Origin of the sequence: Arthrobacter gandavensis (assembly GCF_039528575.1) — a bacterium.
Taxonomy (GTDB): Bacteria; Actinomycetota; Actinomycetes; order Actinomycetales; family Micrococcaceae; genus Arthrobacter_B; species Arthrobacter_B citreus_B.
On record NZ_BAAALV010000007.1, the window covers coordinates 141659 to 164732 of the forward strand.

Sequence of the window (23074 nt, forward strand, 5' to 3'; positions counted from 1 at the left end):
CGCAGCGGGCTCCGGCGTCCTGGCGCTGGCGGCCGCGTCCCTTGCCGACGGGGACCTCACCCGGCTGCTGCTGGGAGGTTGCACCGGCTGCGCTGCCTACCTTGCGTTCAGCGCACCCATGCTGCGCCGCGTCCTGCCCGCGCACGTCCGCGGCAGGACCGGGCACCTGCTGGACGCCTATGACCGAAGTGAACGTCTGCTGCTCGCACGCCTGCGGCCCAAGGAGGGAACCGCATGACCTCCCAGACCAAACCGCGGCTGCTGTTTTTCCGCTGGGCAAAACCCGGCCTGCCCGGCTTCCTGAACCGGCACCTGGATGAACACGTCCAGACACTGGAGCACTTCTTCGAGGTTCGGGTGGTGGACCGGGACTGCGACTACGCGGCTGAATGCGATGCCTTTGAGCCGGACCTCAGCGTCTTCGAATCCGGGGTCTACGCGGGGGAACGGAGCATCCGGAACACCTCCAGCCATCCGGAGGTCCCGAAACTGGGTTTCCTCCATTCGGACCCCTATGACCTGGCACGCGCGGTCTTCCTCTCGGATATGGACCGGTGGGGGGTTGACCAGTTCTTCACTACATCAGTGGCAATGGCCGAGTACACCCCTGAAATCGCGGACCGGCTCTTTGTCTGGCCCAACTCCGTGGACCCCGCCGTCTTCCACCGCTACCCGGTGGAGAAGAACATCCCGGTCCTGATCACCGGAAGCCAGGAACGCCACTACCCCTGGCGCAACGCCGTCGGAAGGGTTCTTTCCCGCAGCTTTGCAACCATGACCATGCCGCACTACGGGTGGGGCAAGGCCGGAGGCCGCACGGTCTTCGGGCAGGATTATGCCCGGCTGCTCAGTGCCAGTGTCTTCGTTCCCGCGTGCGGAAGCATGTCCCGGGACCTGGTCCGGAAGCACCTGGAGATCCCTGCCTCCGGTGCCTGCCTGATCGCGGAGGACACCCCGGCGCTCGCAGCCTTTGGCTTCGTGGACATGCAGAACTGCGTCCTGGGGGAAGCAGACGCCATCGCCGAGAAACTCGACATCCTGCTGGCCGACCCCCAGCGGCTGCACGGCATCGTCACCGCCGGGCACGACCTTGTGCATGAGTTCCACGTCCAGTCCCGCCGGGACCAGGTCCTTCAATGGCTCCAACTGCAGGCGGTGCGGGGGAGCGCGGACCGCATAGTGCAGGCCGGGCCCGCCGGCAGCCTTTTCCTTGCTCCGGTCCGTGAGCCGCACCCTCCATTCCGGGCCGGCGGCCGGGACCGCGAGAACCTTGCCGAAGGCTGGCGGATGCTGCGCGAACAGGACACCGACGGCGCCCGCCGCGAGTTCCTGAAGTGCCTGAACTTCTACTTCATCCCCGAAGCCGTGGTTGGTGCGGCATGGACGGACCTCTCCGCAGGCGATGCGGAAGCGGCCAGGGACTGGACCACGCAGGCGCTGGTGGACACGTTTACGGACCGTTCCGCACCGGATCCGGACCCGGTGCTGTGGGCTGTACACCTGCGGGCGCTGCTGTGCTCAGGGGAAGCGGAACAGGCGGTGGCCGGGGCATTGCGGTTCCCCGGCCTGCGGCACCCCGAACTGGACCGGATGCGCAGTTACCTGGGGGCACCAGTTCCGGAGAACGTGCCGCTCCGTGCCTCGGTCTGTCCGGTGCCGGAGCAGCCAGCGGAAAGCTGGGAGGCCGAAATCCTGCGGCAGCTGCGCGCGTGCGGGCAGCCCGCGGCAGGGCTGACGCCCTCCGGTGCACTTTTCGCGCCGGGCGGGGAAGCCGGAGCGCAGACCGGAACGCCGCCGGCTTCGCCGGGCACCCGCAGGCAGCCCATGGCACCTGCCGCCGTTGAATCCAGGCTGCGCCGGGCACTGAACCGGATGCTGCGCAGGCTCCGCTGGCGGCTCCGCACCGGCGCAGTGAAGCGGCTGCGGATGAAACTCTCGCCGCTAAAACAGCGCCTGCTGACCGACGAATTCTCCCGGACCCTCACGGACAACCTGCGCCGGGAGGGGCTTGACTCAGCGGTCTTCTATGGCAAGCCGACCGACAGCGGCCTCCAGCGTGCGCTGCAGCGCGGCCTCGCCTTGAACCCATCCCTTCCCCCGCTCGAGTTCATCCCGTCCGCCAACGCGCCGAGGGCTTCCGGGAACCCGGACCCCTCCCGTACGGCTGCCTTCGTAGCCGACGCCGAAACCGCTGAAAGCGACATGGACTTCCTCTCCGAGTGTGCCCTGGTGGTCATCGCCAACACTGTCTCGCCCGGCGGGTACCGGATTCTCTCCGGGCTGGGCGCAGGCAGCTGGCTTGTGCTGCTGGCGCACGACCCGGTCCGCGGGACTGCGCTGCTGGCAAGCAGGGGACGGGCGGGCAGCAAAGACGGTTCCGGCGAAGGACATCCTTCCCGACGCACGGAAGGAAGCCTGCCATGAGCACCAAGGGCACCCTGGTCTGGATCGCCGGCACGCGGTGGGAGAACCTGGCCGGGACAGAGAAGCGGCTGGCGGCCGCCCTGGCCGAGTACCGGGAAGTTCTCTGGGTAGATCCGCCGGCACCTTTTACGGGCGGCACCGTTCACGGGCTGCGTCCCCGGAGAACGGTGGTTTCACCGCAGCTGACCCGGTTGACGGTCCCTGTCCTTCCCGGAGCCTTCCGGCCTGTCCTGGGCACGGTGGCCGGCTGGCTGCTCCACCGGGCCGTGCGGTCTGCCGCGAAGACCGGTCCGGCGGCGGGCGCAGTCGTCGCGGCAGGGCCGCTGGCACGTTTTCCCCGGCTTGAATCCGGCGTCAAGGTCTACTTCGTGACCGACGACTGGCTTGCCGGGGCAGCACTTATGGGTCTCTCCGCAGCGCGTATCAAGCGCTGCATGCTCCGGAACCTCCAAGAAGCGGACCTCGTAGCTGCGGTCAGCGAGGCTCTCGCTGACCGGCTGCGTACGCTGCGCCCGGACATCCAGGTGCTCAACCTTCCCAACGGCTGCGTACCGGAGGCGTTTGCCCCGGACCAAAAGGACCGGACGGAACAGCGGGGAGCCATCCTGCTGGGGCAGCTGAACGAACGCCTGGACTTCGACGTGCTGGACGCCGTCGCGGCAGCAGGCATTCCGCTCAGCCTGGTAGGTCCGCGTACGGAACGGGACCCGGCGGTCCGGGCCCGGCTGGATTCCCTCCTGGCCAACGGCAATGTGACGTGGGAGGGGGAAATACCTGCGGTTGAAGTCCCCTCCCGGCTCGCCGGTGCCGCTGCCGGAATCACCCCGTACGCGGATACCGGGTTCAACCGGTCCAGCTTCCCGCTGAAGACGCTGGACTACCTCTCCGCGGGGCTGCCGGTTGTCTCGACGGATTTGCCTGCCGCCCGCTCGCTCGGCGCCGGCCACGTGGCGCGTGCGGCCACTCCGGCGGACTTCACCCGCGCCCTCCGTAAGGTCCTGGCCGACACCCCGGATCCCCGACAGATCCGTGAACGCCAGCGGTTTGCGCGCGGCCATTCATGGAATGCCCGCGCACGCACCCTGCTGGACGCCGTCGAGGGTGCCTCACCGGCCTGGAAGGGTGACCATTTCCTTGTCACGAGGTTCAACCTGCCCACGCCCGGCCCCGAGTCCCTGGTGCGCGCCCGTGAGGGATGGCTTCGCGAACGGGCGGAACTTTTCGAGTCCTACTGCATGCGCTCCGTGGCCGCACAGTCCAACTCCCGGTTCCGGTGGCTGATTTATTTCGATCCAGAAAGCCCGGCCTGGCTGCGCGAACGTATCCGCCAATGGTCCGCGGACGGGCTCTTCACACCCGTCTACCGGACCGCCGTGGAGCGGGCAGACCTGCTGTCGGACCTGCGCAGCATGGTTGCGGAGCCGTCCGCGGAACTGATGACCACCAACCTGGACAACGACGACGGCGTGGCCACGGACTTTGTTGAGCGGCTGCAGCGCGCCGCGGCTCAAGTACAGGGGAGAACGGCGCTGTACCTGCCAAGCGGGCTGATCCTGTCCGGTTCCGGGCTCTTTGCACGCCGGGACCGGACTAACGCATTCGCCAGCGTGGCAGAACCGTGGTCCGGCGCCGTCAGCTGCTGGGCAGACTGGCACACCCTCCTGGGCCGCAGCATGCCCGTGCGGGAAGTTGACGGCCCTCCCGGCTGGCTCCAGGTGGTCCACGGCGGAAACGTCAGCAACAGGGTGCGGGGAATCCGGGTTTCCCCGCATCCCCACCAGGGGCGTTTCCCCGGGTTGCTTGCCGGTGCCCGGCCGCCTACTGCAGGCCAGCGCGTCAGGGAAATCCTGTTCCACACGCCGAGGCGGAGCATCGGGTCCGGGCTGCGGACGGCCGCTAAGACCGTGCTGCTGAGGGCGGCAGGCAAAGAGGGACTGGACCGGGTCAAGGAACACCTGGGCGCCCTGCACAGTACCGTGAACAAGGGGACGCCGTGACAACACCCCAAAGCCTGGCCGTGCTCCTGCGCCGCTGGTACCTGGTCCTGTCCGGGATTCTGTTCACGGTGCTCCTGTGCTGGGGCGCCGCCTGGATTGTGCCCCCGTCCTATGACGCCCAGGGCAGTATGGTGCTGATGCCGCCTTCTGCGACCGTTGGAGACGAGGGCAACCCGTACCTCCAGCTGGGCGGAATGAGCGAAGCGCTGGACGTGCTGGTGCGCCAGGCTAACGCCCCCGCTGTCCGCGACCGGGTTCTGGAAGAGTATCCCTCGGCGTCGTACACCATCGAGCCGGACCGCAGCACCAGCGGATCAATCGTGGTTGTGCAGGCAACGGCAGAAACCGAAGCCGAATCCCTGACCGTATTGGACACAGCGCTTCAGACCCTCCCGGCCGTGCTGACCCGGATGCAGGATGAACTGGAGGTCATACCGGCACAGCGCATCGACATCATGCCCGTGGTGGTGGACGCCGAAGCCGCCCTGAATTCAAAGCAGACCCTGCAGGCGCTGGCAGTGGCCGTCGTCGCCGGGCTCTCTGGGACATTCCTGCTCACCGGGCTGGCGGACGGCCTGCTGCTCTCCCGGCGGGCCAGGCCGCAGTCGGCTGCCGTGGATTCGGGCGCCGGGGAGGCAAGCCCGGAGCCGGTTTCGAAGGACCTGCCGGCCCACGCAGGAAGCAGTACGGCAACTGCCCTTTTCGCGAAACGCAGACAGCCCCGAGGGAACAGGCCGGGTAAAGCCGGGGTGCGGGCACCGCGCCAGCAGGCGGGTGCTGAACCTGTCTCCGGGGAAGACGCCCGGACACGGTGACTGCTGTCCAGCTCCTGCGCGTGCTGCGGCGCCGCTGGTATGTGCTGCTGGCGGGACTGTGCTGCACCGGGTTCGCATTCCTCTCGCTCGGCACGTCACCGGCCGTTTATGCAGCGCAGGCGGATCTGGTGTTCATGGAACCGGCTGTCCCGGGACAGAGCCGCACCCTGACCGGGGCGGAGCCGCAAACCCTCATCGACTTCACCGCGATCGTGGAGCGGAAGTACCTGGCAGGTGCCAAGTCCGCGAAACTCGCGTCCCCCACTGCGTCGCTGTTCGGCACCGGGATCCGCCGAGGTACCTCCGTGGGCATGCTGGACACCGGCGGCCAGTGGCTCTCTTCCTTCAACCGGCCCGTGCTTTCAGTGCAGGCCGCCGGGCCGAGCCCGGAGGTGGTGTCGGCCGAAATCGACCGGGTGCACAACGAGGTGAGTGCCTTGAGCGACGATCTGCAGCTCGCCGCGGGAGCCGGGCCGGCAGAACTGATCACCGTTGAGCGCGCGCCGGAGGACCTGATCATCAATTCCTTCGGAAAGACGCGCATGGGCGAGGCCAAGGCCATGATCGTGCTGGCACTTACCGGCACGGGCCTGTCCTGCGCGGCGGCGGCAGGAACGGACGCTTTGGCGGCCCGGAGCGCCCGGAGTCTTCGGACCCGCGGCCGGGGCAGACACCGGGAGGCACATCCGAAACCGGCAGCGGAGCCCGCGGGGAGCATCCGGTGAGCGCGCCGGAAACGGGAGCCACGTCCGCACTGCGGCAAGCTGTCAATCCGGCCGCCGGCGACGTCGTCTCCTTCCTCACCGTGTACCTGATCCTGACGCTGGCAGTACCGTCCTACCTGACCGTCGCGGCGCTGGGCTCCATGGGCAGGCCCTCCACCCTCTGGGCGCTGCTGGGTCTTTTCTGGTGGTTCTTCGAACGCCTGCGCCGCACCAGCACCCTGGAAACGGGTTCCAGGGTGGTGCGGTGGATCCTGCTTCTGTTCCTGGCCTCGGTGCTGGTCAGCTACGCGGTGTCGAACCTGCAGGGAATTCCGCCCAGCGAATCCTCGCCGGCCGACAGCGGCATGCTCCGGGTTGCGGGGTGGGCGGGCGTTGCGCTGCTCGCCAACGACGGAATAGCGTCCCCTCAGCGCTGGCTGACCCTGGTTCGCCGGCTGGTCCTGATCAGTGGCCTTGCCGGCGTGCTGGGGCTGGCGCAGTTCCTGGCCGGCCAGAGCCTGCTTGAGTGGGTGTCCCTCCCGGGTTTCAGCGCAGAAGGCGGCCACGAGGTTTCCAGCCGGGGGGACTTCATCCGGCCCACGGGAACAGCGACGCAGCCGCTGGAATACGCCGTCGTGCTTTCCATGGCGCTGCCCCTTGCACTGACCCTGGCGCTCGCGGAGAAGAACCGGGGCCTGGCGGCGCGCTGGTGGCCGCCGATCGCGCTGTCCCTTGCCTGCCTCATGTCCGGCTCCCGGTCGGCGTTCATCGGAGCAGCCGTGGGCCTGGCCGTGCTGATTCCCACCTGGCCCTCCGCCCAACGGACCAGGGTGCTCGGCGCGCTCACCGTCCTGTTGGGAATCGTGTACGTCACGGTTCCCGGCATTGCGGGCACCATCCGCGGCATGTTCCAGACACTGGGAAACGATTCCAGTTCACTGTCCAGGACAGAGAGCTATGTTGTCGCCGCAGAGATCGCGTCCAGGAACCTGTTTTTTGGCCGCGGCTTTGGAACGTTCCTGCCCAACTACCGGATCTTCGACAACGGCTACCTGACAGCCCTCGTTGAGGTAGGAACAGTGGGACTGATACTGCTGCTCCTGCTGCTGCTCAGCGGGGTGCGGGCGGCGGTTTCAACGGCGTACAACCTGTCCCCGGCCGGGAGCCTGTCCCGTGCGTTGGGCTCCGGGCTGGCTGCGTCGATACTGGCAGGCGCGGTGCTGCTGTCCTTCTTCGACGGTCTCAACTTCCCGATTTCGGCGGCGCTGCTGTTCCTCTCGGCAGGACTGGCAGGTGCCTACCGCGGACTCGCCCGGCAGGGAACCGGTTTCCCGGAGCCGGCCCCTGCCCTGCTGCCCGGCAAACCCGCAGCAGGTTCCCCGGTGGAGCTGTAGTGCCGACCGGCGTGCGCGTACCGGCAGCAGCTGCTGCCGCGGCAGCCGCGGGGATTGCCCTGGCCGGATGCAGCGGCGATGCCATGCCCGCACCGGCCGAGCCTTCTTCGCCCGGGCTGGCTCTGCCCCGCATCCCGTGGGAAGGAGGGTCCGAATACTGGGCTTCCTTCCCGAACGCAAAGGCTGCAGGGTGGACTGACCCGGAGTTCTTTCCCGTCGTGGCGTGGCACAACGGCATCAGCACCGACGCCGAGGTGCAGTATGACAAGTCCCTGGGAATCAACACCTACATCGGCATGTCCGAAGGCACTCCGTTCAGTCTTTTCGAGGACAACGGCGTGTATTGGATCGGGGACAGGATCAACGGCTCCTTCGACCCGGGCAGCCCCAACTGGGTGGGCACGTTCCTGGACGATGAAGTGGACGGCCGCTTCAGCCCGCCGGACGGAGTGCACCAGCTGGAGGCGCGGGCAGCGCAGGCACCGCCGGGGACATTCAGGATGGCGAACTTCACGCAGATGGTGATCAGCAATGATCTTCCCGCGGCGGACGCCGAAGCCCTGGTGAACGGTCCCACCGACGTGGTGTCCATGGACATGTACTGGTACACGGTTCCGCACTGCGCCCAGGAGCCTTACCGCAGTCCGTACCTGGTGGAGATCACCCGGCCGGCGTGCCGGAGCGCTTCCAGCTACGGCCGCGCCGTCGAGGCCCTGCGCATCCGCGACGCCGCTGACGGGGAGCTGCAGCAGCTGTGGCATTTCGTGGAGAACCTGAACGGGGGCCCGGTGGAGGGGACGTACTCAGGGTATGTGCAGCCGGGCCAGGTCAAGGGAGCTGTCATGAGTGCGGTGATCAATGAGGCGAGGGGCATTCTCTATTTCAACCAGAGCTTCTCCGGGGACTGCCAGAGCTCCAATGTCTTCAGGGCCTCGCAGATGGACCCCGGCTTCTGCGGCGGGGCGCAGGTGCAGGCCGTGGGGGAGGTGAATCGGCAGATCCATGAGCTGGCGCCGGTGATCAATACCCAGTCCTACGACTATTCCTTCGGTCCCGGACTGGACACCATGCTCAAGGTCAAGGGGGAGCACGCCTACGTATTCGCCATGCTGGAGGGCGGCTCCCAAACCGGTGGGCGGAACTTCAAGCTGCCGCCCGGCGTCAGCAGCGCGGAGATAGAAGTGCTCTTTGAAAACCGGTTCCTTGCGGCCGGCCCCGGCGGGACCTTCGAGGACACCTTCGAACACGAGTACTCCTTCCACATCTACCGTTTCCCCCTGGACGGCTAGCGGCGGGGGACTACCCGCCTTCTGCGCGTTCCCCTCCCCGGGCCCGCACGCAGGTGTCCGGCCTGCGGGGGACGAAAAGCACGCACCGGCCGGTAACGTCCACTCACTCACATTCCGGCCCGGACTTTTACGCTGTGGAGCCTTGTATGTCAGTGAAGAACAGGTCACCACAGATGAACAGCGCATCCCCGAACAGTTCATCCCGGCCCCGCCGCCGGGCACATGCGGCACTGATACTCGCTGCGGTGCTGGCAGCGGCCCAGCTGGCGCTGCCGGATGCACTTCTGCTCCCCGCCGGGGCGACAGGTGAGTGCACCGCCAGTCCGGTGGTGTGTGAGAACGCCAAACCCGGTGCGGACCCGGATGAATGGGACATAGAGAAGGCCGGGGACCCCGGCATCCAGGGCTTCTCCACGGATATCAGCGTCGACGCCGGGCAAAGCCTGGACTTCAAGGTGGACACGGACGCCTCTGCCTACACCATCGATATCTACCGCACCGGCTGGTACCAGGGACTGGGCGCCCGGCACATCGCCTCCGTGGCGCCGTCGGCGGCACTGCCCCAGACCCAGCCCGAATGCCTCCGCGACGTGTCCACCGAACTGGTGGACTGCGGGACCTGGCAGCGCTCCGCTACCTGGCACGTACCGGCAGACGCGGTCTCCGGCGTGTACGTGGCCCTGCTCAAGCGCACGGACACGGGCGGAGCCAGCCACATCACCTTTATCGTCCGCAGCGACGCGTCCACGGCCGACGTTGTGTTCCAGACTTCGGACCCCACGTGGCAGGCGTACAACACGTACGGAGGTTCCGACTTCTACCGCGGCGCGGCCAACGGACGGGCCTACAAACTCAGCTACAACCGGCCCGTAACCACCCGCGCGGACAACGATGGCAGGGACTTCTATTTCAGCGCGGAGTATCCGCTGGTCCGTTTCCTCGAAAAGAACGGCTACGACGTCACCTACATCTCCGGGGTGGATACCGACCGTGACGGGGACAGACTGCTGAACCACAACGTCTTCCTTTCCGTGGGACACGACGAATACTGGTCCGGGGCGCAGCGTGAAAACGTCGAAGCGGCCCGCGACGCAGGCGTGAACCTGCAGTTCCTCTCCGGCAACGAGATGTACTGGCGGACCCGGTATGAGCCGTCAACCACCGACGGCGGCGCCCACCGGACGCTGGTCAGCTACAAGGAGACGTGGGCGAACACCAAAATCGATCCGGCACCCGAATGGACCGGCACCTGGCGGGACCCCCGCTTCGCCCCGCAGGCACAGGGCGGGGGAATCCCCGAGAACGCCCTGACAGGCACCGCCTATGTTGCCAACTTCTCCGACCTGCCCGTCACCGTCAGCGCCGAAGAAGGTAAATACCGGTTGTGGCGGCACACCGAACTTGCTTCGCAGAGTCCGGGAACGGGCACCGAACTGGCAGCGCACACAGTGGGCTACGAATCCAACGAGGACCTGGACAACGGGTTCCGTCCGCCCGGCCTCGCCAGGCTCTCCACCACCACCGGCCCAACGCCCCAGTACCTGCGCGATTACGGCAATACGGTGACCGAGGGAACAACCACTCACCATGTCACCCAGTACCGGGTGCCGAGCGGAGCGCTCGTGTTCTCAGCCGGCAGCGTGCAGTGGACCTGGGGGCTTGACCGCGAGCATGACGGCTGGGGAGCGCCGGCGGACCGCAGGATGCAGCAGGCCCAGGTGAACCTCCTGGCGGACATGGATGCGCTGCCGGCAACGCTGGACCCGGTACTGGTCCGGGCAGCGGCCGGCACTGACACCGTGCCCCCGTCAACGGCCATTGTCTCTGTCCAGCCCGGCGGCACGGTTGTCAATGGGTCGGGCGTTACAGTCTCCGGTACCGCTGCCGATACAGGCGGCCAGGTTGCCGGGGTGGAAGTCTCTACCGACGACGGCGAAACCTGGTCTGCGGCGCAGGGCACCACCGCGTGGAGCTACACCTACGTCCAGCACGGCATGGATACCCAGACCGTCCGCGCCCGCGCCATCGATGACAGCTCAAATTTCGATGCCGCCGGGGTGTCCGTTCCGGTGTCCGTGTCTGGACCCTTCACCGTCCTTGGCAGCGAGGAACCGGCAACGGCAGACGGCCTGGACCGTTCCGCAGTGGAAGTGGGGATGCGCTTCACGCCTTCGGTCTCCGGATACATCAGCGCAGTGCGCTTTTACAAGTCCGCAGCCAACACCGGCCAGCACACCGGGACCCTGTGGGACTCCGCCGGAAACGCGCTCGCCACGACTGTGTTCACCGGTGAGAGCGTCTCCGGCTGGCAGCAGGCGGCGTTCATGGAGCCGGTGGGAGTCACAGCCGGCCGCGGATACACCGTTTCCTACAGCACACAGACCGGACACTACGCCACGGCTCCTGACTACTGGTCCCAGCACGGCAGCACAGCGGCCCCGCTGTTAGTGGCCGGAGGATTCGGAGCGCCGCCCGCCGGGGTTTACAACACAACACCCGGACGTTTCCCGGCGGACAGCTACCGCAACACGAACTACTTTGTGGACGCAGTCTTCGAAACCACCAGCAACGCCCCGCTCTCCGCGTCCTCGCACACACCGGCGGATGGCGCCACCGGTGTCCCGGCCGGAAGCAGGATCAGCGCCGTGCTCTCCCGCGAGGTGCAGCGGGAGAGCGTCAGCATTGTGCTCAGGGATGCCGCCGGAACTCCGGCGGCCGGGACCACGCGTTACTCCGCTGCCAGCCGCACCGCTGAGTTCCTGCCCCAGGATCCGCTCGAGGAAGGTATCCGGTACACCGCGGAGCTCACTGCCACGGACACTGAAGGCCGAAACCTTGGCTCGGGAGGCAACTGGTCCTTCACCACCGCACGGACCGTCGCGGAAGGCGAATGCCCGTGCAGCCTCTTCACGGAAGACTCGATCCCGGCGCTGCCGCAGCTTTCCGACGGTATTCCGCTGAGCCTCGGCGTCGCCTTCCGGCCCGACGCCGCGGGTACCGTGACTGGAATCCGCTTCTACAAGGGGCCAGGCAACACCGGAGTCCACACCGGACGGCTCTTCGCCCCCGGCGGAGCAGAGCTTGCAGCGGTGACGTTCAGCGGTGAATCGTCCTCCGGCTGGCAGAGCGCGTCCTTCGCGGTTCCGGTGCCCGTTCAGGCCGGGAAGGAATATGTGGCTGCCTACAGCTCACCTGCGGGCGGATATTCCGCCAACCTGGGCCAGTTCGCCGGCAGCTACACGTTTGGTCCGCTGACCGTCCCGGCGGAGGGCGGCCGGTTTGTCTACGGCGGAACCTACCCCGAGCGGAAGTCCGCCTCCGGCTACCTGGTGGACGTGGTGTTTGAACGGAGCGGTCCCGCCCTGGGCGTGCACGCCAGGACACCGGCCGACGGCGCAACCGGGGTTCCGGCGGACACCGCGGTATCCGGTGTGTTCTCCCACGATGTGCTCCCCGGTTCCGTGTCTTTCGACGTCCGCGGCCCGGACGGAAGGACCGTCCGCGGGCAGACCGGCTACGACCCCGGAACCCGCACCGCCGTATTCACTCCCGCCTCCCCGTTGGCCGGTGCGGCCGGTTATACCGTGCAGCTGTCGGCCACGGCGGCTGGCCTGCAGCCGGACGGCAGCGGAAGCTGGTCCTTCACCACTGCAGAGCCCACCCCCGGTTCCGCATGCTGCAGCCTGTTCCCGCCGGACGCGGTACCGGCAGTGCCGGTGGTCGCTGACGGTGCGCCGGTAGTGCTGGGCACTGCCTTCCGGACATCCGCTGACGGATTGCTCCAGGGGCTGCGTTTCTACAAAGGACCCGGCAACACCGGAACCCACAGCGGGCAGGTCTTCACGATCGACGGCACCGTCCTGGCCTCAGCGACGTTTACCGGAGAGTCCGTGAGCGGCTGGCAGAGCGTCCGGTTTGCCTCCCCCGTTCCGCTCCGGGCGGGGGAGCGGTACGTGGCGGCCTACACTTCGCCGTCGGGAACATATTCAGTGTCTCCGGGCCAGTTCGCCGCGGCGTACGAATACGGGCCGCTGAGCGTGGAACCCTCGGGCGGGCGTTTCACCTACTCCGGCGGATTCCCTGCCAGCCCTTCGGCGGCCAGCTACCTGGTGGATGTCCTGTTTGAGCCCGGGGAGCTTCCGCCCGAGCCACAAACCCCGGAAACCGCGTGCCCCTGCAGCTTGTACGCCGCGACGGACGTCCCGCTCATCGACCGTGTCCTGGACGGGACCCCGGTTACGCTGGGCACCGCGTTCCAGGTTGCCGAGACCGGCCGGATCAACGCGCTGCGGTTCTACCGCGGGCAGGGCAATGCCGGCCCTCACACGGGGTACCTTTACGACGCCGCCGGCACGGAACTCGGGCGGGTCACGTTCCCGGACGGCGGCGCCGACGGTTGGCAGACCGCACCGCTGGCGGTCCCTGCGAGGCTGGTGCCGGGCACTGAGTACACGGTGGCCTATACCGCGCCGGCCGGGGTCTACTCAGCGACTCCGGACGGTTTTGTGTCCGGCCGGAGCCGGGCTCCGCTGCTGGTTCCCGTGAACGGCGGGCGCTATTCCTATGCCGGGACGTTCCCCATGACGCAGGCCGGGGCGGCGTACCTGGTGGACGTCGTCTTTAGCCGGGACCCGTAGCAGTGCCCGGCGGGTGCCGCTTAGGGTTCCCGGACGACGGCGGGGGACCAGGCCTGTTCGATGAACAGGTACGGTTCCCCGCCGGTCCTCTCCAATGCCCAGATGTCAGCGCTGCCGGGAGCTCCGTCCCGCGGCAGCCCGTAGAGCACCGTGTCCTCATCCAGCCACTCAACCTGGTCATCAACACTGCGTGTTTCGGTCAGGACCGTCTCGCTGAGGGTATCCAGCCGGAGCACCGCGATCCGCCAGTGGGGTGCGGCGGTCCCGGAGACTTCCTTCTTGAAAGCTATCCATTCGCCGTCCGGGGAGAGCGAGGGACACTCCACCCCGTCCCTCAGCGCGGTGAGGGTTCGCGCTGAGAGGCTGCCGCGGACCAGCCAGGTGGAAGAACCGCTGGCCGCCGTGGCATAAAAGGTATCTCCGTCCGAACCGAACGTGACGCCCCAGATGTTGCGGTCCGCGGCGGTGACTTCTTCGCCGTCGACCATAAGGGTGAAGTCTTGGATGTTGCCGTACTGTGTGCCGTCCACTGAAGTGATCCGGGTTTCGGTGGAGAAGCCGCCTCCTGCGTAGGAATGTCCGGTCACGAACGCGGTGGAGGCGACGAAGACGCCGTCTGGAGACACCCTGGTACGGCTGGGGATTCCTGCCAGCGGCCAGGAGGCAAGGGTGCCGCCACCGGCGTCGAGGACGACGTCGGAGAACGTGGTCAGGACACCGGCTGTGGCCTGCAGGCAGGAACGCACCGGGCCTGCCGCATGGATCCGCTCACAAACCGCTTCCTCGATCCGCCGCGGACCAGCGGGGTTAGTGACGGGCACCGTGGCGATGTGCCCGTACCCGGCGCCGGCCGCCGTATTGCGGAACACCAGATGAGTTCCCTCCGGCGTCGGGCTGGATGTCTGCACTGCCACCTGTGGTTCCCCGGACGAGCGCTCGCGGTAATCCTGGAATGCGGCGAATCCGTAGAGGGCGCTGCCGGCAACGACGGCGGCAGTCACCACCGCGAGGATCCGCCAGCGGACCGGGGACTGCGCAGGAAGCTCCGACGACGGGCCGCTCGTCCCGGAAGGCGGCGGGGGAGCGGAACCCTGCGGTATCAATGCGCCGCCGCCCCGCCCGCGGGTATCGGCCGTTGGGATGCTGAACGTATCAGCCACGCCGCGGCAGGCAGGGCCAGGGCCAGGGCTCCCGCCGTTGCCCAAAGGGCTGTCTGCGGTCCGAGGCTGTACCAGAGGACCCCGAAAATGCTCGATGCCACCAGCCTGCCCAGGGCGACCACAGTTTGGGCCGCAGCAATTCCCGTGGCGCGGATGCGTTCGGGCACCAGGCCGCCCATCAGGGCAGCAAGGACCCCGTCGGTTGCCGCATAGAACGCTCCGAGGGCCAGCAGGCAAGCGACAGTGGCCGCCGGTCCGCCGAATCCGGCGCATACATAGGCGGCGAGCAGGCCCGCATGGCCCAGCAGGAAGACGCGGTGCCTTCCCCACCGGTCGGCCGCCCGCCCGCACGGGACGGCGAGAAGCAGATATGCAGCGTTGGTTCCGACGAACAGCAGCGGGAACCACACCGGGTTGAAGCCTCCGGAGGTCAGCAGGAGCAGATAGAGGAACCCGTCACCCACGCTCAGCACGGAAAGAAGGCCCGCCGCCAGCAGCAGGCGCCGGACAAGAGGCGTGTCCAGGGACCGCAGGGATCTGCGCCTGCCCTGCCGGTCCCCGGGCCGCCGCACCGTGCGGGCGGGGGTTCCTGGGCTGGCCTGGGGTCCTGAGCCGGCCTGACTTCGTGTGCCGGCCTGTGTCCCGGCGCCGGCGGTGGCCCGGCCAGAATTGGACCGCAGGTTTGGTACCAGCAGAACCAGCACTGCTGCCCCCAGTACCGCAGCGCCCAGAGAGAACACGAACACCGTGGTGTATCCCTGCGGTATCAGCAGGAGCACCCCGAAGGCCAGGAGCGGTCCGGCAGTGGCACCAATCGTGTCCAGCATCCGGTGGACGCCGAAGGAACGGGCCAGGTGCTCCGGCTGCGCCGCGGCGGTGATCAGCGCGTCCCGCGGTGCGGTCCGGATACCCTTGCCGATCCGGTCCACAGCGATGACGGAGGCCACCGCGCCCACTGAAACGGAAAAAAGCAGTCCTGCCCGCGCTGCCACGGACAGCCCATAGCCGGCCGCAGCCACCCACTTGGGCCGGTCCACCGCGTCAGAGGTCCAGCCCGCAGCAATCCGGACCACTGCGCTGACGCCCTGCTGCAGTCCGTCCAGGAAACCGTACGCAAGGATTGAAAGACCGAGCGCGCCTGTTAGGTACACCGGCAGCACCGCAGCTGCGGCTTCGGAGGAAATGTCAGTGAGCATACTGACGATGCCCAGCCAGATGATCACGGGAGAGAGCCGGAAGGGCACGGCGGCGGAGGTTTGGCGGCCCCTGCGGCGTGCTCGCTGATCGGCCAGTGACAGGTACATCGGCTTCTACCGGCTGGCCCGCAGGACGGCGAAGACAAAGTACCCCGGCCCGGCCCCTGACGCGGCGGCCCCGGTGATTACGGTGACCGAGCTGTTGCCGTAGGACCAGGAAGCCGTGGTGGTTCCGCCGGCAGCTTCGATGGAACCGGCATGGAATCCCAGGGCACCGAAGTGGTCAGCGTAAAAGGCCAGTACGGCTGCGGCTTCGCCCGTGCCGTTTAACCCTGCCTGGAGCGTGTTGCCCGAGGAGGCCACAGATGAAGAGATGATGGTCGACGCCGGTGCCGGCGGCACCAGGGTCCCGGGGAAGTTATGTACGAGGCGCCCCTGGGCGGAGTCCGCGGGCGGCAGCGGAAGGGACAGCAGGGTGTCCGGTTTGGGCAGTTCGCGCGAGGCAGGCAACGGCCCCCCTGCGGGCCCCGCCGCGCCGGGAGGCACTTCCAATGGGCGGCCGGGATCCGGTGCCGGAGCCGGGGGAAGGGAATTCGGCACAGCGGCAGTCCGCTGCGGAGCCGGTCCTCCCGGCGCTGCCGGCCCTTCTGAGACAGGCGTTGCGGCGGCCTGCGGGTACGCGGGGACCGGAACCGCTCCGCCGCCGCCGGGAAGCCGGGACAGCATCGCTCCTGAGGCAAGCAGCAGCACGGATAGCGCAAGCCCCAGGATCACTGCGGTCCGCCCGCCGGCCCGCCGGGGCCGCTTCCCCCCGGGCAGTGACGTTCCGCGGCGCAAAGTCTCAGGACGCAACGGTCCGCTGCTGCCGTCCGGTGCGGGTGCTTTCGTCCCGCTCCCATGCACTGCCCGGCCGGGACGACGCTGCGAGCCTGCGGCCGGCAAGGGTGAAAGCGGTGTACACCGCGGCGTCGAAGGCACTGCGCGGGCCCCGGACACTGCCCAGGACCCCGGCAGCACTCGAACGGAAGGTGCTGGACAGGGCACCCTGTTCGGCATTGCCGCGGTAAGTGCGCCTCAGGACGGCAAGGAGGCCCGGAACGTCCCGGGGCAGCCGCACCAGCACTGGTGGGCAGTCCAGCACGCTTTTCTCCTCAGCGGGGAAGAAGCGCTCCACATAGAGGTCATCGGCGACGACGGCGGGCAGCTGCCCCAGCCTTTCCCCGGCCACGGCACTGAGAGCGTAGGCTCCGGCCCCCCAAAGTGCCTGACCGGCCGCGGGCAGGTTGCGCCGTGCCCGGTAGTAGGACCTGATCAGCAGGCCGGCACCGTCGAGGTCGTACTCAACCGCCGGCCGCACTGCGATGGAACCGGCTCCCAGCGCCTCGAAGATGGCCCTGAGCGTCTCCGGGCGTACCCGGATATCCGCGTCCAGGTAAAGGCGCGGCCAGAAGGAGGCTGCGGCATTACCGGCGTTGATCGCGGCAGTCTTGGACGCCTCGTCAAGTTCGAGCACCCGGACCCCTGCCCGCTCCCGGGCCTGGCGGGCAGAGCCGTCGGTGCATCCGTTGCAGACTACGATCACTTCCGTTCCGGCGGCCACCGCCGGGCCCAGCGCGTCCAGGGTCTGGCCAATGACCAGTTCCTCGTTGTGGCAGGGAATGATGACTGTTCCCTGGGGAAACGGTGCGGGGGACGAGCCGGTCCCTGCCCGCTCTGCGGCGTCCCTGCCCGTTCCCGCATCCGGGGGATGCTGTGCGCGGGGAAGCCTGCTTCGCCTGTCCGCGAGCAGAAGGGCCGGTACCGCTCTGCGGTGCCCGGCCCTTCCGGTCCGCAGCACTTCGGAGAGCAGCACTGCGGCACGGAATGCCGCCACATAGCTGCGCCGACGGTGCAGCTGGGCATATCGAACCCGGTTTACAGCCATCAGTGCGGCCAGGTCCTCGGACTGGCCGGAGCCGCCCCGCCTGTGGACCATGGCGGCAGCCGGTTCGAACCACACCTGCGCACCTGATCGGCGTGCGCGGCGGAAGTACTCCGTCTCTTCGGAGTACAGGAAAAACGACTCATTCCAGTCTCCAAGCCTGCGTGCCAGGGGCATGTCCACGAGGAGGGCCGCCCCGGTCGCCCAATCCACCGGGTGGGCGTACATGTAGGCTTCGGGGTCGTACTCAATCTCCGAGAGCCAGCCCGGCCGCCGGGAAAGCCGGCGTCCGGCCAGGGCGTCACCGAGGGCACGCAGAATACTCGGTTCCCGGCGGAGGGAGTGATAGGTGCTGCCATCCTCGTCGGCGAGCAGTGGCACCACAATGCCGGTGCCGGGCTGCTGCAGCCGCTCCAGCATGGCTGCGAGCGCCCCGCGGCGGACCCGGAGGTCGGGGTTGAGGACCAGGACCGCTCCGGCGTCTCCGGCAAGCCGTGCTGCGGCGTTGATCCCTCCGGCATAACCAAGGTTTCCCCCCGTTTCCACGAGCAGAACGTCGGAATGGGCCGACACCGCGGACACGGTGGAATCCTCAGAGGAGTTATCCGCCACGACCACGCGGATGGCGAGGTCGTCGGTTTCGGCGCGCAGGGAGGCCAGGAGCTCCGGTATGTCATCGGCGTTGTTGTGGGTTACGGCGAGCACACACACGTCGGCGTATCCGCCCGGGGGCATAAAACAACCACGGACGGGCGACGGAGACGGAGCTGCGGGAGGGGGTACATCGCGCACCGGCACGGCAGGGGCGGCCTCACCCGCGGGGCGCTGAAGCCGCAGATAGGCCGGGGGACCCTGAAGCAGGTAGCGCCGTGCCAGCCGGCGCGGTTCCAGCGCCAGCCGCCAAGCCCACTCAAGGCTGTTTGCGCTGGCCCAGTCCGGTGCGCGCCGGATACGTCCGGCAAGGAAATCCACCACTGCGCCGAAGGCCAGCAGCACCGCGGCTCCGGTAGCTGCACCATGCTCCGCGATCCACAGTTCCTGCCGCGGCTTGCCCAGGCCCACAACCAGTACGTCCACCCGGGCCCGGGCTATCTCTGCGGTCAGCGCCAGGTTGGCGGCAGGGTTGCCCAGCAGGGCGCGTTCGGGTGCCCAGCACCCGGCTATGTGCAGCTTCGGGCGCAGCCGGGGCAGTATCTGCAGGATCCGCTGGTGGGTCTGGGGTGCCCCGCCGAGGAAACCGACGCTGAGCCCGAGCTCCTCGCAGCGGTCCAGGAGCGGATTGATGAGGTCGCTGCCGGCAAGGCGGGGCCACTGCTGCCCGGTGATGGTGCTGGCCCGTGCGGCGACCGGGGCTCCGTCCACCAGGTTCAGCCACTGGACAGGCCCGGAACGTCCGCGGCCGCCCAGCGCGCCCGCCCACCGGCCGCCGCTGCCGAAGTAGTGCAGGTGGTCCAGGTTCACCGATGCCACGGCCAGGGGCGGGCCTGAAGCGGTTTGCGCGCGCTGCGTTATGGCGCTGAGCGCCTGGGCTGCGGCCAGCAGGTCAACGCGGACGCCCGCAAGGACCAGCTCGGTGCTGATGCGGTTGGAGTTGGATTCATACCGTGCGGGCGCCGCGGTGCCCGGGTCACTGCCTAGTTGTACCAAGTCCCTCTCCTCAACCTCGTTGCTACCGCCAGCGACAATATGAGGGAGCGCAAAAGGGGCATTGGGTATCGATTACTGGTCTCTGCGCGGGCAGGACCAGCAGCGGCAGGTAATTCTGCTAGGCCGTACCCGGGCTGTGGATTTGGTCAGGCACGATCCCGGGATTATCCGCCCAAACGGTCTCAGCCCCGGGCCCTCGTTTCGTCCTGTGAACAGCTGGGGAAGGAACCAGCCCTCCATCTTCGGCAACTCGGAAGACGGCGTCGGTAACCGGGCAGCGCCACTCGTCCAGGCCCGGGCCGGCTGTCAGGGGGTGTCCCGCAGGGCCAACCCATCCCACCTGCCGTGCCGGGACCCCGGCGACCACCGCGTAGGCAGGAACGTCCCGGGTCACCACAGCCCCGGCTGCAACCGTTGCCCAAGGCCCGATCCGCACAGGTGCTATACAGACCGCCCTGGCGCCGATTGAGGCGCCCTCTTCCACCTCGACCCCTGCGGGCGTCCAGTCACGGGCGGTCTTGAGGGAACCGTCCGGGTTCACCGCGCGGGGATAGGTGTCGTTGGTGAAGACCACGGCTGGACCTACAAAGACCCCGTTGCCCAGGACTGCCGGCTCATAGACCAGGGCGTGGTTCTGGATCTTGCAGTTGTCTCCAATTCGGACACCCGGGCCTATGTAGGCACCCCTGCCGATGACGCAGTCCGCTCCGATCGCAGCGTTTTCCCGTACCTGGGCCAGATGCCAGACAAACGTCCCGCTGCCCACGGCTGCAGTAGCGGACACATCTGCCGACGCCTCGATCATGCCGTTCATACCGGTTCCCCTTCCTCCGTGCGGACAGCGTGTCCGCCGCGCCTGCCACACCCTACCGCTGCCTGCATGGTCCGGGTAGGAGGCTTTCCGTTCCAAGTAGTCACGGCGCCGGGTGCGCCGGCAGGCCGGGAGCAAGTGGTCCAAAGCCAGTACCGACTACGTGTTGGCGCCGCGAATGCCTGTATCTACGCTCGGTCCCGGGCCTACCAACTTGAGGCAGGAATCACATGCGCGCTGCACCACCCCCACAGTTCTACCGCGTCCGTGCGGCCGCCGGGACACAGCCCAGGCTGGTCGGAAGGTCCGAGGAACTTAGTTCAGCGGTTGCCGCGATCGAGTCCAACGGCGGCGCAGTAATCGTTGGCCCCGAGGGGATCGGGAAGACCGCCCTGGCCAATGCCGCGGCCAGGGCCACTGGGCAGGACTATCACGTAGTGCATGTGCGCGGCAGCAGTTTCTCCGCCGGAACGGCTTACGGGGCGCTGGCCTGGGTGCTCAGCGAAATGCCAGAGACTCCGCTGGATAATCCGGTGCTCGTCCTGCGCGCTCTGCGGACACACCTCACGGCGCGGGCAGGCGGACGGCAGACCCTGCTGGTAGTGGACAACCTGCATGAACTTGATGCGCTGAGCCAGACGGCCATCGTCCAGCTGATGCGTCAGTCCGCCACTGCCATGATCGCCACTACGCCTGACCTGCTGCGCTGCGGCGATGAACTGGTGCGGCTGTGGTCCGAGGGAATGATTCGCAGGATTGACCTGGGTCCGCTGGATCCGGCAGGTTCCCTCGCGCTCATGGAAGAGATCACCGGAGGCAGGCTGTCTGCCCTGGCGGCGCATGCTGTTTGGCGCCAAACACGGGGAAACCCGCTTTTTACCTCGCTGCTCTGCCGTGACCAGGTGAGTGCGGGGCGTTTGAGGGAACGCAGCGGCATCTGGACCCTCGCCGGTCCGCTGTCCTTCAGAGGGGAGATCTCGGACTGGCTGGAATCCTGGTACCGGCAGATAGACGGTCCTGAACAGCGGATTGTGGATGTGGTGTCGCTGTGCCCCGGAATACCGCTGCACGCCCTGCTGGACGTAGCGGATGCCCAGGGCGTCGAAGCACTGGAAGAGCGGGGTGTGCTGACTGTCAGCCACGGGGAGGGATCGGTATTGCTCCGTGACCCGCTCTATGCCCGGCTGGTCGCCGAGCGGGTACCCATGGGCCACTTCTTCGAACTCTGGCAGGAGCTGCGGGGCGCCGGTCTTGACCCTGAGACCTGGCCGGACCTCCCGGCCAGGGCCTTCGCTTTATGGGCGGCGGCAGCCGGCAGCCCCATCGGCGCCGAGCTTGCGGCCCGCGCCTGCGCATCCGCGAACAGCGATGGGGAACCGGCCGCGGCCCTGCGGATTGCCGCAGCCGTCCAGGCTCCGGGACCGCATCCCCGGCTCCAGCTTGAACGCGCGCGTGCCCTTCATGCCCTCCAGGAAATACAGTCCGCCGAAACAGAGCTGCGGCAGCTCCTGGACCTGGGCGATCCCTCCACTACGGTGCCGGCCCTGCTGGAACTGGCCATGGTGGCCCGGTCGGTGCCCTCGCCCCGGCGGTCGCCGTCGGAAGCCCTGAGGCTGGCAGAAGCGGCTGCCCACTCGCGGCAGGAACCTTTCCGAACCGAATCCATCCACCAGGTGACTGCGGCCCGGGCCGCCTTTGCCGCGCTTGAGTCCGATCCGGCGCTAGCCCCGTCGGAGCTCGGGGCGCTCTGCCTCGACTGGGCAGTTCCTGCCGCCGTACTGCTGCCCGCACGGGCCAGCCGGTGCCAGATCCTGGCGCTGGAAGGCAGGTCACAGGAAGCCCTGCTGGAGGCGTCGGGGCTCTGGGAAAGCCTGAAACAGGCTCGTGGGCTGCCACCCACCGTCGGTGCCGAAATCCTGAACGGCATTCTGTGCACCTACATAATGTGCGCTGAGCCGCTGCAGGCACTCCAGATGCTGGACCAGGCCAGGAGGGTCCGCTACCTGGAAACCCATCTGAGCGCCTGGTCTGAACTGCCGGCAGGAGTAATCCACGCTTTGTGCGGCAGGTCCGATGCTGCCCTGGAATGCCTGCTTCCGGCCCATCGCCAACTGGAAGTTGATGACCGGGGCGGGTTATTGCCCTTGGCGCTCGCAGCCATGGGCTACTGCTACGCGGAGCGGGGAGAATGGGACCTGATGGCGGAATGCCTTGCCGCCGTTCCGGAATTCAAGACCGCGCCGGCCTCGCATGTGCTCACGGCGACACGCTATTTCCAACGGGCCGCAGCACTTCGTTTCACTGCCGACGGGCAGCCGTCCGCAGAGCTTGCCGCAGAGGGGCGCCGGGCTGCCGGCCGGGGCAACTATCCTGCGGCCATCCTGTGCCTGGCGGCTGCAGCCCTGTCCGGCGACGCGTCGGCCGCCGCGCTGCTGCAAACCACGGCTGCCGCCGGGGACGGCTCCTCTGCGCGCATGTGGCAGGCCCTCGGCCAGGGCCTCGTGGGGAAGGCGCCGCGGGATCTGTATGGGGCGGCTGATGCGCTGCTCACCCGTGGCTTCTACCTGCATGGTTATCGGGCTGCCCTGGCTGCACAGGACGCAGCCGAGGCCGCTAACCAGCGTGAACTGGGCCGGCAGGCCCGGATGGTGGCGAACGAGTGTTACCGCATGCTGGCTGACGCCAACAGCCTGAAGAGCCGCCTGGGGACACTGTCGGACTTTGAACGGGATCTGGCCCACCGGGCTGCTTCCGGCGCCAGCAGTGCCCGTTTGGGAAGCGCGCTGCATCTCTCCCCGAGAACGGTGGACTGGCACCTCGGACGAATTTTCCTGAAGCTCCATGTCTCCGGGCGGGCGGAGCTGAGGCGCCTGCTCGGTGACGGCAAAGGGGGCCGGAACAGGGACCAGAGCCAGTACTTTAAGTAGCGTCTGTGCCACTCAAGCCCGTGAACCAAGTAGCGATCCCGAATAACACCGGTGTAACCCGAGTAGGTACTGCTGATTACTGGTGATTGCTACTCAGGCCGGTGCCGTAGCCCCTACCTAGTGTGTTGAACGCCTGCTGCCGCGGGCATAGA

14 protein-coding genes are annotated in these 23074 nt (G+C 67.8%); 9 read left to right on the forward strand and 5 right to left on the reverse strand.

What is annotated here, in order from left to right; translation table 11 throughout:
* The 8 genes from ABFX29_RS14210 to ABFX29_RS14245 form a co-directional block, all read left to right on the forward strand.
* Positions 1-238, forward strand: a 238-nt coding sequence (locus tag ABFX29_RS14210; protein WP_346038500.1) for a hypothetical protein, incomplete at its 5' end; no start/stop codon positions are given.
* A complete protein-coding gene (locus ABFX29_RS14215) occupies positions 235-2424 on the forward strand; it encodes a glycosyltransferase family protein (RefSeq protein ID WP_152228678.1) in 2190 nt (729 codons plus the stop codon). The genes ABFX29_RS14210 and ABFX29_RS14215, both read left to right, overlap by 4 nt.
* On the forward strand, positions 2421-4421 hold the full coding sequence (locus tag ABFX29_RS14220; RefSeq protein WP_170287777.1) for a glycosyltransferase: 2001 nt from the start codon (positions 2421-2423) through the stop codon (positions 4419-4421). The genes ABFX29_RS14215 and ABFX29_RS14220 overlap by 4 nt, the downstream gene beginning before the upstream one ends.
* Complete coding sequence (locus ABFX29_RS14225; protein ID WP_152228677.1) at positions 4418-5236, forward strand: hypothetical protein; 819 nt, start codon at positions 4418-4420, stop codon at positions 5234-5236. The genes ABFX29_RS14220 and ABFX29_RS14225 overlap by 4 nt, the downstream gene beginning before the upstream one ends.
* On the forward strand, positions 5233-5961 hold the full coding sequence (locus tag ABFX29_RS14230; protein WP_152228676.1) for a hypothetical protein: 729 nt from the start codon (positions 5233-5235) through the stop codon (positions 5959-5961). The genes ABFX29_RS14225 and ABFX29_RS14230 overlap by 4 nt, the downstream gene beginning before the upstream one ends.
* Positions 5958-7334, forward strand: a complete 1377-nt coding sequence (locus ABFX29_RS14235) for an O-antigen ligase family protein (protein ID WP_152228675.1) — start codon at positions 5958-5960, stop codon at positions 7332-7334. The genes ABFX29_RS14230 and ABFX29_RS14235 overlap by 4 nt, the downstream gene beginning before the upstream one ends.
* Entirely contained in the window at positions 7334-8623 is a 1290-nt protein-coding gene (locus ABFX29_RS14240; protein WP_152228674.1) for a hypothetical protein, read from the forward strand. The genes ABFX29_RS14235 and ABFX29_RS14240 overlap by 1 nt, the downstream gene beginning before the upstream one ends.
* A 173-nt stretch (positions 8624-8796) precedes the next feature.
* Entirely contained in the window at positions 8797-13260 is a 4464-nt protein-coding gene (locus ABFX29_RS14245; RefSeq protein ID WP_152228673.1) for a DUF4082 domain-containing protein, read from the forward strand.
* A 20-nt stretch (positions 13261-13280) separates the two neighbouring features.
* Here the strand turns inward: ABFX29_RS14245 and ABFX29_RS14250 are convergent, their stop codons facing one another.
* The 5 genes from ABFX29_RS14250 to ABFX29_RS14270 form a co-directional block, all read right to left on the reverse strand.
* The gene (locus tag ABFX29_RS14250) at positions 13281-14420 is read right to left on the reverse strand and encodes a TolB family protein (protein ID WP_246167583.1); all 1140 of its coding nucleotides are present in this window, start codon (positions 14418-14420) and stop codon (positions 13281-13283) included.
* Positions 14360-15724: an MFS transporter gene (locus tag ABFX29_RS14255; protein ID WP_246167582.1), complete on the reverse strand. Its 1365-nt coding sequence runs from the start codon at positions 15722-15724 to the stop codon at positions 14360-14362. The genes ABFX29_RS14250 and ABFX29_RS14255 overlap by 61 nt, the downstream gene beginning before the upstream one ends.
* Positions 15725-15730: 6 nt before the next feature.
* Positions 15731-16126, reverse strand: coding sequence for a hypothetical protein (locus ABFX29_RS14260; RefSeq protein ID WP_152228672.1), 396 nt, complete (start codon positions 16124-16126; stop codon positions 15731-15733).
* 331 nt (positions 16127-16457) lie between these two features.
* Positions 16458-19184, reverse strand: coding sequence for a WecB/TagA/CpsF family glycosyltransferase (locus tag ABFX29_RS14265; protein WP_152228671.1), 2727 nt, complete (start codon positions 19182-19184; stop codon positions 16458-16460).
* Positions 19185-19302: 118 nt separating this feature from the next.
* Positions 19303-19998, reverse strand: coding sequence for an acyltransferase (locus ABFX29_RS14270; RefSeq protein WP_152228670.1), 696 nt, complete (start codon positions 19996-19998; stop codon positions 19303-19305).
* Between the two features lie 227 nt (positions 19999-20225).
* Here ABFX29_RS14270 and ABFX29_RS14275 point away from each other — a divergent pair, with 227 nt between their 5' ends.
* Positions 20226-22922, forward strand: a complete 2697-nt coding sequence (locus ABFX29_RS14275) for an AAA family ATPase (RefSeq protein ID WP_152228669.1) — start codon at positions 20226-20228, stop codon at positions 22920-22922.
* The last annotated feature ends 152 nt before the right edge of the window (positions 22923-23074 follow it).

Coding starts and splice junctions, on each gene's coding strand:
- ABFX29_RS14275 (WP_152228669.1), top strand. CDS start 20,226: ATGCGCGCTGCACCACCCCCACAGTTCTACCGCGTCCGTGCGGCCGCC.
- ABFX29_RS14255 (WP_246167582.1), bottom strand. CDS start 15,724: ATGTACCTGTCACTGGCCGATCAGCGAGCACGCCGCAGGGGCCGCCAA.
- ABFX29_RS14245 (WP_152228673.1), top strand. CDS start 8,797: ATGAACAGCGCATCCCCGAACAGTTCATCCCGGCCCCGCCGCCGGGCA.
- ABFX29_RS14220 (WP_170287777.1), top strand. CDS start 2,421: ATGAGCACCAAGGGCACCCTGGTCTGGATCGCCGGCACGCGGTGGGAG.
- ABFX29_RS14215 (WP_152228678.1), top strand. CDS start 235: ATGACCTCCCAGACCAAACCGCGGCTGCTGTTTTTCCGCTGGGCAAAA.
- ABFX29_RS14270 (WP_152228670.1), bottom strand. CDS start 19,998: ATGAACGGCATGATCGAGGCGTCGGCAGATGTGTCCGCTACTGCAGCC.